Origin of the sequence: Streptomyces sp. NPDC046977, assembly GCF_040644455.1 — a bacterium.
Lineage (GTDB): Bacteria > Actinomycetota > Actinomycetes > Streptomycetales > Streptomycetaceae > Actinacidiphila.
Window position 1 is genome coordinate 1 of record NZ_JBEYWO010000071.1, and the last position, 12,481, is coordinate 12,481.

Consider the following 12,481-nt stretch of genomic DNA (forward strand, 5'->3'; position numbering starts at 1 on the left):
CGTCCCTCGTTGGGTCTGTGTTTGTTATCTACCCACCTAAGTTTTTGCTTCTGCTCCAGCGCTACAACCCGGCCGGGCGGGTGCCCTCCGGGACCCCGCGGCCGCCGCCTCCCCCCCCCGGAGTCCCCCGATGCCGGACCCCGGGCCGCCGGGGCCCCATTGGATCCCCCCGAATCCGGGGGCGCTGCGCGCCCGGACTGACGGGACGGCAGGTCCGCTTCGCTCCCCTGCCTTGAGCCCTCCGGCTTCGCCTGCGGGCCTGGTGCCCGCTGGCGCGGGCACGGCTGGCTACGGGGTGGGGGCTGCTGACTGGCAGTCGCCTGGTGGCCGGTCAGCAGCAGTAGCACTTGCGGGTGAAGTTGTCAAAATTCCGGGACGGTGACTTCCGCGGCTGGGATGGTGGGAACGGTGCCCTCGAGCGCTAGGACCGCTGGCCCTCCGCTCGGTGATCGGGAGGTCTCTGTGCATCAAAGGGTCCGGGATAAACTCTACAGCTAGAGCCCACTGCCTCTGTTGGGGCCCGGGTCTGCGGGAGGAGTGGATCTTATGTCCAGTCAGTACCGGCTTCGTCCCCACCAGATCGAGGCGGTGGATGCGGTGGTACGTGCGCTGCAGGCGCCTGCGGAAAGGCCGGTATCTGAGGGCGGGTTGCGCGCTCAGATCGTTGCGGCCACGGGGACGGGCAAGAGCTTGATCGCGGTGCACGCCGCGTACGAGCTCCGCGCCGAGCGGGTGCTGGTTCTGGTGCCCACTCTCGATCTGCTCGCTCAGATGGCCACCGTGTGGCGGGAAGGCGGGCGCACCGGTCGGTTGTTCGGGGCGTGTTCGCTGTCTGAGGGTGAGGCGCTGGGGGTGCCGTGCACCACGGACCCTGTCGAGCTGGTGCGGTGGCTCGGGGGTGGGGGGCGGGTCACCCTGTTCGCCACGTACGCGGCAGTGGGGCTCGGGGTCCTGGAGCGCGCGCACGCGGCGGGGCTGGGTGCGTGGGATCTGGTGGTGGTCGATGAGGCGCACCGCACGTCGGGGGCGTTGGGCAAGCCGTGGGCGGGGGTTCATGACAACGGGCGGCTGCCGGCCGTGCGCCGGTTGTATATGACGGCGACTCCGCGGTTGTGGGAGGTCGCTGCTGCGGAGGTGGCGGGCTCGTCCGGAGGAGGTTTGGGGGAAGTCGGCCGTGCGGCGGGTGGGCCGGGGCAGGTGGTGGCGTCGATGGATGACGAGGCTGTGTTCGGGCCCGTGGTGTACCGGCTGACGCTGTCGGACGCGATCGAGCGGGGCTTGATCGCGCAGTACCAGGTCGTGTGCGTGGACATCGCCGACCCGCAGCTCCAGGCAGCTCAGTTGATCGGCCAGGATGCTCGGACCGATACCGTCCGCGGGGCCCGCCTGGCCGCGCTGCAGACCGCCGTGCTGAAGACAGGTGCCGAGCGGAAGCTGCGCCGGCTGCTGACTTTTCACTACCGCACAAGCGAAGCGGAAGCGTTCGCCAGCGGCCTGCCGGCCGTGGCCAAAGCCCTGTGGGACAGCGCCCCCGAGGCGTACCCGGAGCCAGGCGCGGTCTGGGCGCAGTGGCTGTACGGGGAGCACAAGCCCGCCCACCGGCGCCGCGTGCTGGGCGAGTTCACCGCAGGCACCACCGCCGAGGGGACGGTGATGGAGCGGTGCGTGCTGGCCTCAGTGCGGGTACTCGGGGAGGGCGTGGACACCAAGAACTGCGATGCGGTGGTCTTCGCGGACGTCCTAGGGTCCACGGTCGACATCGTCCAGGCCGTCGGCCGGGCCCTGCGCATGCAGCCCGGCGAAGGCAAGGTGGCCAGCCTGGTCGTCCCGGTCTTCCTCAGCCCGGGCGAGGAGCCCGACGACATGCTCTCCTCCCGCTCCTACGAAGGCCTGATCAAAGTCCTCACCGCGCTGCGCGCGCACGACACCGAGGCCGTCGAACAACTGGCCACCCCCCAGGCAGCATCCCGGCGGGCCGCCACCACTGCGGCGGCGGGCGGAGGGCAGGGCGCGGTCGGAGGCGTCAGTTCGCCGGCGGGCGGGCTGCTGGCGTTCTCTGCGCCACGGGACCCCGCACAGCTGGCAGCGTTCATCAGCCTGCGGGTACTACAGCCGGAGACCGAGTTCTGGCGGCGCGGCCTGCAAGCCGCCCTCACCTACCACGGCGACCACCAAGACCTCCACGTCCCCTACGGACACCGCACCTCCGACGGCTTCCCCCTCGGCGTGTGGATCACCCGCCAGCGCCAGGCTCACACCCGCGGCCACCTCAACACCGAACGCGTGAAGCAGCTCGACGAGCTCGGCATGATCTGGAACCACGCCGACATCGCCTTCACCGAAGGCCTGGCCGCCGCCCGCGGCTGGGCCGCCGAACACGGCCACCTCCTCGCCCCCACCGACGCCACCTGGCAGGGCCACCCCATCGGCCAATGGCTCAAGAACCAACGCGCAGCAGCCCGCCGCAGCACCGCAGGGCACGACCGGAAAGGCCCGGGTCTGGACCGGGAGCGGCGCGAGGCGCTCGAGGAGATTGACCCCGCCTGGTGCCCCGCCTGGCCCGTGGTCTGGCAGAGGTGTTTCCACCTCGCCCGCACTTACTACACCGCCGGCGGTACACTGCCTGACCGCGATGGCCAGCTCATCATCCAGGGCGAGGACATCGGCCGCTGGATCCGAGCCCAGCAAACCCAGTGGGACACCCTCACCACCGTCCAGCAATGGCTCCTGACTGAGATCCTCGGCATCACCGCCACTGCAGGGGAGCGCACACTGGCGCTGGGGGCTGCGAAGCCGAAACGCAGCCGGGCGCAGATCTGGGCCGCCAGCCTCACCGCCGCCCGCCAATACGCCGAACGTGAGGGCCACCTCAACGTCCCCCGATCCCACGTCGAGGACGTCGCCGGCACCGGCCACGCTCTTGGCGTCTTCATCGCCAATCAGCGGGCCCGACGTACCGGCCTCGCCCCCGAACGCATCGCAGAACTCGACGCCCTCGGCATCCGCTGGTAGCGACCGGATACGCAGGCCGGGCGAGGACCCCTGCCCGGCCCTATGGCAAGCCGGTCACCAGCGAGGATGATTTGCCCGGTACTCGATGAGTGCCTGGAGCGCCTTCTTGCCACGCTCGAGGTCGCCGCCGAATGCCCCGCTCTGGACGAGCGGCCAGGCGGGTGTCATCTCGCGCTCCGCATCTGCGGCCAAGCTGTTGTCGGCGTAGCCCCAGTTTGGGTCGAGGAGGAATTCTCCTGGCCAGGGGTCGGCCAGCCAGTCGTCCTCCTGGTCCATGGCGATCAGGGATGTCAGAAACTCGAACCGGTTGAAGGCGTTCCCATATGCGTGGTCGTCAGGTTCAACAAGTCGGAAGGGATCGCGCAGCACCTGGCGGATGAAGTGGCTTTGGGGATAGTGCCATCTGCCGCCACTCGGCGGAGCATCGATCTTGTTGATCCCGTTACCGTCGACGACCCGGTAGGGGTTGAGGTAGACATCCGGGGTCTGTCTCTGCCCGTTGCCGAATAGAGGCGTCCAGCGGGGCTGGGTCAACAAACGTGCCAGGAGCTGCTCTCGGCGGCCGAGGATGGCGGCAATTCCCATCGTCCAGATGGCCAGCAATGCGGGATACAGCCGTAGCTGGTCTAGGTCCTCGCGGAAGTGGTTCAGGTTGCTGTCGCGCAGTCGGCTGAGGCGTTCGATGGTGCGCTGCCACAGGTGGTCGTAGGTGCCGTCGTCGTGAAAGACCCCGTTGGCAAGCAGGTGCAGAAGAGTGTCAGCGTCGGCCCTGTAGCCGCGGAGATTATTGGCGAAGACGGTGTCGTCCCCGCTGACCGGGCGCTTGTCCTGAGTGGAGTTGTCCAGGAGTTGGGTGACGGCATGGTCGATCGTGTCGTGGACGTCGATGCGGTGAAGCGGGTTGGGCAGGTACCGCTTGAGTTGAGCGACTGCGGTGTCGCGGGTGATCGGTGTGGCTGTCATGCGGTCCAGAGCTTCGACACGGCGCTGGAGGTCGGTGAAGAGTTCGTCGGCGGTGACGCCGTCGAGGACGGCGGCGGAGTGCTGTTCGGTCAGACGGGTAGCCGGGTCGCTCATCTTGCCGACCTGGGACCAGAACATCGGGTAGCGACGGGAGCGGGTGCCCTCCAGGGTCCGGGCCAGGGCCTTGTCCCAATCTGCTGACCAGCCGCATACGATCAGCCCGTATTCGTCTGCCACGCGGTCCAGCAGGCGCTGCTGTGCGTCGGGATAGGTCCCTAGTTCGTCGATGGTGTTGCGCTGCTCCAGGTCCGCGTAGTCACCGTGCAGTTTGATGATCGTGACCGGGCTGTGGGGCAAGGGCTTCATCGCGTCGATCTGGTGCTCGCGGATCACCTGCGGAGAGATGCCGACTTCCTCCAAGGCCCGCTCCATGAGCCGGTCGAAGTTCGTGGTCAGAATGACTCGAATGCTGCCGCGCTTCACCAGCGCGGCGAGCGCGCGGTGCGCGGCGGTGGGCTGCTTGCCTGTGTCTTCGCCGTCCTCGGGCTCGAAGTAGCCGGCCAGCAATGCCTGGCGGGCCGCTGGGGTTGGGGCCACCTCCGCCAGCAGGCGGGAGTATCCCAGCGGCTCCCCGAACCGGTTCTCCCACCACGTCTCCGGGTCTGCGGCAGCCGTGGCGGCGGCGTCCGGGTCGTCCGGGGCGTGGACGGTGGCGACCTTGCCAACGAGGTCCTGGACGATGGCCCAGCCGGTTTTCACACCCGATGCCATCGAGATGCCGGCTCCCAGCAGCACTGCGTACACGCCCGGGCAGGTGTGCACGTTCAGCGCCAGCGCCATCCTGGGATCCATGACCGCGCTCGTACCCGGCACGGCCGCACCACCCGAGCTTCCAGCCACGGCGGCACACCTCACTCCCCTACCCGGCGCTCCACCCCTGACAGCGAAACCACCACCGGGCTACAGGAGTCGACACTACCAGCAATCTCGTCAGAATGACGATAATCGCCATCGGGGCTGGCCCCGCTGGCAGGGCAGGCTCCGTGCATGAAAGCCCACTCCCCCTTTACGCCCACGGATCCGGCACCTCGCTGTCGAGGAGATGCTGCCCGACAGACCCGCTTCCCGAATCGGGCTGGCTGCGCCGCGCCAGCGGCTCAGGTTGATCAGACGGCCGGGTTGTGGGCTGCCCCGGAGCGGGGTGTGGGAACGGCTGCGGGCTGGCGCAGCTGGTCGGGGATGAGGTCGCCGTGACGGTGGCGGAGGTAGTCGAGGGCCTGTTCCAGGGAGGGGTTGTGGTCGATGCCGTTCTTGACGAACTCCAGTCGTTGCTTGGCTTCGTGCAGGATTTCGGACCAGGTTCGTACCCAGACCCTCACGCGTGCGTGTTCGTAGTTCGTGGGCTCGCTGTACAGGCCTTCCGGCTGGCCGGCCTGACGGAGCTGCGGAAGCAGTCTGCCCTTGATCGAACGGACGACGAGGTAGAAGTCCCACGTGGTCTCGACGCTGGCGAAGCGGGGGTCCTTGAGGACGGCCTGCATGTAGTCGTCGACCTGGTTGGCCTGATCGCGGTCGGCCTCCACGGATGGCGCCTTGAGTTCGATGACCAGGTGTCGCACGCGGTCGTGCTCCTGGCTCTTGGCCGAGAGCATGAGGTCCACTCGCCGAGCGCCGCCGTCGACTGCGCGGACCGACCCGTCGGGGGTGGGGTCCCAGCCGACGGCGCGCCGGTGGTGTTCCAGCAGCCGTGTCAGTCCGATCTCACTGCTGCGCATCATGTTGAACTCTTCGCCGAACACCCAGAGCTCGCGTTCGAGGATCTTGTGGAGGTGGTCGCGTTCCTTGACCAGGCCGTAGATCTCTTCGTCGAAGACCAGGTGTTCCAGGGCCGTGAGGAACTGCAGCCGTGAGGTGACGATGGAGGAGGCGCGGATGATGTTGGACAGGCTGGTCTGCTGGAGGAGGCCGTGCAGGTGGCTGGCGTCGTCCTCGCCCAGGCGCAGCACGCTCTCCAGGATCTCCACCATCTCGTCGGGGTTGTGGCGGAGGGAGTTCTGCAGCAGGGACAGCGTGAGCCGCTTCTTGGTCTTGTCTGCTGGGATGTGGCGGTTGATGGATGTGGCGACCAGGTCGAACGTGGCCTGCTCGGCTCGGGCTTGAGCGCCCTCGGGGCGGCGCGGGTAGGGGTAGACGCCTTCCTCGATCCACCGGTCGACGAGTTGTCGGCGCTGGCGTCGGCGGCGTTCTTCGAGCCGGGCGCTGATCCACTCGCGGGTGATGCGCAGGAGCGGCGTCAGGGGTGTGTCGCCGCCCAGCATGACCAGAGGGATCTCGTTGCGGTGCCGCGGCATGGGTTCCCACAGCACGTAGGCGGTGTAGGGGAAGTCGGGGTGCTCGGCGGAGACGTCGATGCTCTCCACGGGCGCGCTCGCGGCGTCGCACAGGGCGATGGTGCGCTCGCTGCCCGTGCGCCAGTGGATCAAACGGACGGTGAAACGTTGCGTCTGCCCGTCGTAGTCGAACGACAGGTCCTCGGTTTCCTCGTCCTGGATCTGGGTGCGCGGGTCGATGCGCTGACCGTCGTAGGTGACCCGGACATCGGTCCAGGTCAGCAGATATGGCGCGAGAGCTGCCGTGATCTGAGTGCCGGCCTTGGGTTCCAACAGCCGCAGGAGGTGGCTGGACTGTTTGCCCCACAGTTCGACCGTCGTACCGGGACGATCCGTGGCAGGTGCCGGCTGCGTGTCGATGCGCCACGTCGTCCGCCGGCTGATTTCGGACTCAATCGTGGTCCGCAGCAGGCGGCCGTCCACGGCACGGGCCGTGCTCGTCCACCGGGTGGAATCGCCCAGAGCGAAGGCGCGCAGCCGCCCGCGACCGGCTTTCCCGTGCAGAGGACGCTTCAGCCTCTCGGTCGTGCCGCCCTCTCGCTTGTCGGAGTTCCCGACCTGCTTGAATGCGGTTCGCGCCTTCTCGGGGGTGATGCCGTCACCGTCGTCGGAGACGACGACCTTGTCCACGCCCTGCATGGCCGATCGCACGATGGCAACGTCGACCTTGGTGGCGTCGGCGTCCAGTGAGTTCCACACCAGTTCCAGGACGGCCTTGACCGCCTCTCGCTCGTGCGAGAGCTGCCGCACCAGGTCGTCCCCGGCTTCGAGAAGTACGTGATCCGCCATAACAGCGCATCCTTCAGCAGTCCGGAACAGATTGTCCATCCCTCCTCAACCGCCTGTAACGGCTCGTCGAATCAGGTAGTCCTGGTACAACCGTTCACCTTCGACGGCAGTCCGACCCTCTGCACTGCTCCCCCAACATCGCTGAAAGACCTGACATGACTCTCCAGCCACCCGCCGACGCCCAGCCCGAGGTGCAGCAGATTCCTCCCAGCACAGCCGAGCTGCTCGCTGGAATGGACGAGGAGCAGGCTGCCCTGGCTCTTGGCCTCGGAGTGCTCGTGCAGCGCGCTGCAGCAGTCGAGTACACCCTGCACGGCCTGTATGCCCATCTCGGCGATGTCGAGCGGCCGTACACCGACAACCCCCACGAGTCGGTCACGCACTTCATCAAAAAGGCCAAGAGCCGGCTCGCTGCCATCCCAGAAGAGCGGATTCCCACCCGCGACCGCACAGCGCTACTGCACGACCTGGACCGATGCACGGCTGGCTTCGAACAGCGCAATCGGTACATCCACGGCTACTGGGCCTACGACGAGGAAACCTACGCCTGGCGGATCGTCAAAGGAACGAAAGGATTGAACCGTCCCGAGATCACCGTTGCGTACAGCGAAGACGTCTGGGAACTGGCCGATGAATTCAACCGCCTGCACGCCAAGCTGATCGCCTGGGACGCCCACTTCTTCGGCACGCCCGGCAACCCCGCCCTGGGCGAGCCTCCCGCATCCTCCAAGCGCCTATAACGCACCATTCGACGGGCAACCCGACGCCCCGGCCCGTCTATCCCGGCGCTCTGGCACTCCTGGAGCCACCCTCGGCGGCAACGAACGATCCCACTGGTGCCGCCAAGCCCGCCCGGTGCTGCTCCGGATCCGGAGAAGCCCAGCCAGAAAGACTGCGCGGGCCCGGAACTGTCCCCCACGCAGCCGAGGTCACCAGGAAGGCAGCGCCCGCACAGCGGCGTCGGCCGTGGCCAGTCCGCGGGCAGCTGACGCGGATAGCACACGGCTGCACAGCCACGCGCGGCGGCAAACCCGCGCTGGCACGGCCAACCAGCACCCCGCCGCCGAGCACCACCCAGTGCTGGCCGACCTCGAGCGCAACTGGGCGGCGTTGAGAAACTGGCTCGCTAGCGCCGCCGGCCCATCGGCCTTCTCCGCCAGGGCGGGCGATACACCGTGGGCGTGACGCCGCCTGCGGCCTGTCGTTGAACCCCAGGAGACGCACACACCCCTCCGGTGCGGGGCTCCGGCCGCTGTCAGCCGAGGCTCCGTGCTGTATGGGGCGCGTTGTCCGACTACGCGTCCTGGGCTACCCCCGGCCACCGCGGTTGCCTGACCTGAACCGCCCCGGTTTCAGCAGGCGACATCACGATCTGCAACATAGAGTTACCGTTCGTGTTCACCTGGAGTCCTTTGCATCTGGCATGTGCCAATGGACCGAAGGGTCGGCCTCCACCCTCTGGAAGGAAGATCAGTGAACGTTCGATTCGGTATGCGCCGCGGCAAGGCGCTGGCGGCCATAGCCCTGGCCGCGATAGCGGCGTCGATACTCCCGGGATCGACGACTGCTCTCGCAGACGAGAAAAATATCTTTGCGGACAACTGGGGCGTGATCACCCGGAACACGATCGGTTCGCCCGTTGCCATGCTGCGCAATGGGCCGGTCGGTTCCTTCGGTGTACCGGCCGCCGCCGCTCGGCCGCCCTACGGCAACGGCAGCCTGGGCATCGAGGTCGCGAACAACTCCACCACGCTCGCTCCCCCCAGTGAGAAGGTCGACTTCGGCAACGAGCGCGCGCGAGAACATCGGCTACGGCGGCCCGGCCAACATGCCGAACATCAGGTTCGAGATCGACCCGAACATGACCACCGGCGACAACTACTCCACCATGGTGTGGACCCCGCCCGCCCTTTCCGTGGTGGACCGCTGGAGCCCCTACCTCGACGCCACCACCACCGGCACCTGGTTCCTCACCGGCAACGAGACCTCCTGCACCCAGGCCACCCCCTGCAACTTCACCCAGCTGAAGGCCTCCTTCACCGGCGGCATCGCACCCCCGACCATCCTCACCGTCGCCGTCGGCAAGGGCCGCGACCACATGTGGATCGGCGCCGTCGACGGCCTCCGCATCAACCGCAACATCTACGATTTCGAAGCCGACGGCGTCAAAACCCGCCTCCAGCCCTTCTGAGGCACCAGGCTGCCGCCGACCAGGCAGCACACCGAACAGGCCCGCCCCAGCCACACGACACGCCATAGGGACAGACAGCCGGACGGGTCATCCGACCGTCAACGGCGGTGCTCCGGCGGCTGGGGCGGTGCCGGGTGGACTCTGCGAGCCCGTTCGTACCATCCGCGATGGCGGCGGCGGCCGCGGTGGGTCACGGTGAGGAACACCGGAAGACCGCCGCCGCAGTCCAAGGAGCCGGAAGCATGTCCGAACGTCACACCGTCCTGCGGAGCTTGCACGATATGGGGCTGGCCGCGTGGTTCGGCGGTTCCCTGATGGGCGCGGTCGGCCTGAACGGCGCCGCCCGGGCCGAGGGCAGCGGCGAGCGGGGAACCGCCCGGATCGCCGCCCGCGGCTGGGAGAAGTGGAGCCCGGTCAATGCTGCGGCGATCGGCTGCCACCTGGTCGGCGCCAGCGGCCTGCTCGCGGTCAACGCCCCCCGTGTCGCCGTCCAACAGGGCGTGGCAACCTCCACCCTGGTCAAGACCGTGCTCACCGGGGCCGCTCTGGCTGCCACCGCCTACAGCGGCGTACTCGGAAGGAAGATCAAGCTCGCGTCCTCCGACCGGCCGGAAGACGCACAGAAGGCAACCGAGCACCCCGTCGACATCACCACCGCGCAGCGTCACCTCGCCTGCCTGCAATGGCTCGTTCCGGCACTCACCGGCGGGCTCGTGATCGTCAACGCCCTGCACGGAGAACAACAACGCCCCGTCCAGCAGGTCCACGGCATGTGGCAACGCGCCCGATCCCTCACCCAGCACACCCCCGCCCTGCCCACCCACATGCCCGCCACCCCCAACTGGCACCTGACGCACTGACACGCGACGACACCCCAAGGCCCACGGACCGCGGCCCGAAACCGGCTCCGGCCTGTTCACGCGTAGTGGCCGACTCGCGGGGCAGACGCGAAGTCAGGAGGTTGACGACATGGTTCCTTTGCTGCTTGTCCTGCTGCTCGCCCTGGTCCTGTTCGGCGCCGGCTTCGCCCTCAAGGCACTGTGGTGGATCGCCATCATCGTGCTCGTGGTGTGGGCCCTCGGCTTCGTCTTCCGGGCCGCCGAAGGCGGCGGACGCCGCCGCTGGTACCGATGGTGACCTGACACCACCCCAGGCCAAGGGTGGGGTTCGTGCCGCCGACCGGGCCGCGAACCCCACCCTTTGCACTGCCCCGCCACGACCGGGGTAGGCGACGGGCAAGCGGCTCGCCGGCCGCGACCTGGAACCGGCGCGGGACCTCCCCGGCGAGCCGCGCCCGCACAACTGGCAAACGGCACCAGATCGCCCGCCTGGGCACGTTTGCAGAATTGTCCGGCGGTCAGACGACACAACAAAGTTCCAATATCAACGGCAGGGAAGGTGCACGGTATGACTGCCAACGAGAAGGCCAAGGCGAAGACCGAGCAGGCTGTCGGCAAGGCCAAGGAGGCCGCCGGCAAGGCTGTGGGCAACGAGCGCTTGACCGCCAAGGGCCGCGCCGAGCAGGCCAAGGGCGACGCCCGCGAGGCCAAGGAGAAGCTCAAGGACGTCGGCGAGGACATCACCCGGCCCTGAACCAGCAGCGAACCGCATGCGTGTGGGGCCGCCCCTGAGGGGCGGCCCCACACGCATGTCCGCGGCTGATCCACGTATGTGCCGGTTCAGAGCCGGCTGGCGCCGCGGATCCGCTACCCCGCCGTCGGCACGCCAGACCGGTCGGCCCGTCCTACGCTGAACACGTCCGTCCGGCCGGTGCAGAACACGTCGCCGCGTGCGCCACCGGCCGGACGGACGCCTGCCAGGCCGCCGTACGAACGCCCCGCCTCATACCTTCGCGCGCACCGGGGTCCCGCCGGTACGTCCGAGCGTGCAACTCGTTGCGCGGCCTCGCCCATGTGCGACGGCCTGGGGCCTATGGTGTGCCGTGTCGGCCCCGGCCGGGATACGGCGGTACAAGACCGCCGGTGGGTCCCCGGCCGGGCCGCCATCTCGGCAAGGGGCTATGGCAGCGCCAGCGCCTGAGTGCGTAGCCGGTTCAGGATCCTGGTCAGAAGCCGGGAAACCTGCATCTGGGACACCCCGAGTTGCTCGCCGATCTGCACCTGGGTCATCTCGTGGCCGAAGCGCAGGGACAGGATGAGCCGGTCCCGCTCCGGCAGCTGCGCGATCAGCGGCTTGACCGCCTCCAGGTCCTCAATCTTGGCAAAGGCGTTGTCGTCGTAGCCCAGCCGGTCCGCCCACCCGGTTCCGCCGTCGCTCTCGTCGGTGGGCGGTGCGTCCAAGGACGCCGCGGAGTAGGCATTGGCGGCCGTCATAGCCTCCACGACTTCCTCCTCGCCGATCTCCAGCCGGACCGCGAGCTCTGCCACCGTCGGCGCCCGGCCCACATCCGCGGCCAGTGCATCGGTGGCCTTGGCCAGGTCCACCCGCAGCTCCTGCAGACGCCGCGGCACATGGACGGACCAGCTGGTGTCGCGGAAGAACCGCTTCATCTCGCCCACGATCGTCGGGAGCGCGAAGGTCACGAACTCCACCCCGTAGTCGGGGTCGAACCGGTCAACGGCCTTGATCAGGCCGATCGTGCCGACCTGGAGGATGTCCTCCATCTGCTCCGCGCGCTGGGAGAAACGGCGGGCCGCAAAATGCACCAGCGCCGTGTTCACCTCGATCAGCGTGTTCCGCACGTACTGGTAGTCCGCCGTGCCCTCTTCCAGCGTCTGCAGCCGCGCGAACATCACCTTGGAGACCTGCCGCACCTCGAGGGCCGTCATCGCACCGGAAATCTCCGGCAACGTCACCGCGGTGTCGGTCTCCCGCGCCGCGCCGACCACGCCATCGGTCACCATCTGCATCTCAGCGACCCCTCCTCACCTTGCAGTGCTGCTGTGCCTCCATCGCATCACCCGCCTACCCGCGATCACGCAGCCCATGTGAATCCCAAAAGGAAGCTCACCGCTGCCGTCCCGGGGCGGGGGCGGCGCAGTGCCGGCTACTGCCGGGGAAACTTGGTGACCGTGTCGAGATAGAACGCGTCGATGCTCTGCACGGCACGCTCAAAGTCGTCCAGATTGACCGGCTTGGTGACGTAGGCGTTCGCGTGCCGCTGGTAGGCGCTGCT

The 12,481-nt window shown here is 68.1% G+C and carries 9 protein-coding genes; 6 read left to right on the forward strand and 3 right to left on the reverse strand.

The genetic code is table 11. The features are described from left to right. The first annotated feature begins 546 nt into the window (after positions 1-546). A complete protein-coding gene (locus ABZ883_RS42625; protein WP_360917568.1) occupies positions 547-3,012 on the forward strand; it encodes a Helicase associated domain protein in 2,466 nt (821 codons plus the stop codon). A 54-nt stretch (positions 3,013-3,066) separates the two neighbouring features. Here ABZ883_RS42625 and ABZ883_RS42630 read toward each other — a convergent pair whose 3' ends face one another. Together ABZ883_RS42630 and ABZ883_RS42635 are read right to left on the reverse strand one after the other, a co-directional pair. Beyond that, positions 3,067-4,815: an SIR2 family protein gene (locus tag ABZ883_RS42630; protein WP_360917571.1), complete on the reverse strand. Its 1,749-nt coding sequence runs from the start codon at positions 4,813-4,815 to the stop codon at positions 3,067-3,069. Positions 4,816-5,141: 326 nt separating this feature from the next. Further along, entirely contained in the window at positions 5,142-7,154 is a 2,013-nt protein-coding gene (locus tag ABZ883_RS42635; protein WP_360917574.1) for an ATP-binding protein, read from the reverse strand. Positions 7,155-7,309: 155 nt separating this feature from the next. On the opposite strand from ABZ883_RS42635, the gene ABZ883_RS42640 reads away from it, so the two are divergent. The 5 genes from ABZ883_RS42640 to ABZ883_RS42660 all read left to right on the forward strand — a co-directional run bounded on the left by ABZ883_RS42640 (position 7,310) and on the right by ABZ883_RS42660 (position 10,938). After that, positions 7,310-7,894: a hypothetical protein gene (locus ABZ883_RS42640; protein WP_360917578.1), complete on the forward strand. Its 585-nt coding sequence runs from the start codon at positions 7,310-7,312 to the stop codon at positions 7,892-7,894. Between the two features lie 1,025 nt (positions 7,895-8,919). Further along, positions 8,920-9,345: a hypothetical protein gene (locus ABZ883_RS42645; RefSeq protein WP_360917581.1), complete on the forward strand. Its 426-nt coding sequence runs from the start codon at positions 8,920-8,922 to the stop codon at positions 9,343-9,345. Positions 9,346-9,587: 242 nt separating this feature from the next. After that, positions 9,588-10,205, forward strand: coding sequence for a hypothetical protein (locus tag ABZ883_RS42650; protein ID WP_360917584.1), 618 nt, complete (start codon positions 9,588-9,590; stop codon positions 10,203-10,205). A gap of 109 nt (positions 10,206-10,314) precedes the next feature. Then, positions 10,315-10,482 carry a hydrophobic protein gene (locus ABZ883_RS42655; protein ID WP_319660878.1) on the forward strand — a complete coding sequence of 56 codons (168 nt, stop codon included), beginning with the start codon at positions 10,315-10,317 and terminating at the stop codon, positions 10,480-10,482. A 270-nt stretch (positions 10,483-10,752) separates the two neighbouring features. Further along, complete coding sequence (locus ABZ883_RS42660; protein ID WP_360917588.1) at positions 10,753-10,938, forward strand: CsbD family protein; 186 nt, start codon at positions 10,753-10,755, stop codon at positions 10,936-10,938. Between the two features lie 425 nt (positions 10,939-11,363). Here the strand turns inward: ABZ883_RS42660 and ABZ883_RS42665 are convergent, their stop codons facing one another. Then, positions 11,364-12,215 (reverse strand): RNA polymerase sigma factor SigF, encoded by an 852-nt coding sequence (locus ABZ883_RS42665; protein WP_360917591.1) that lies wholly within the window; start codon positions 12,213-12,215, stop codon positions 11,364-11,366. Positions 12,216-12,481 lie beyond the last annotated feature (266 nt).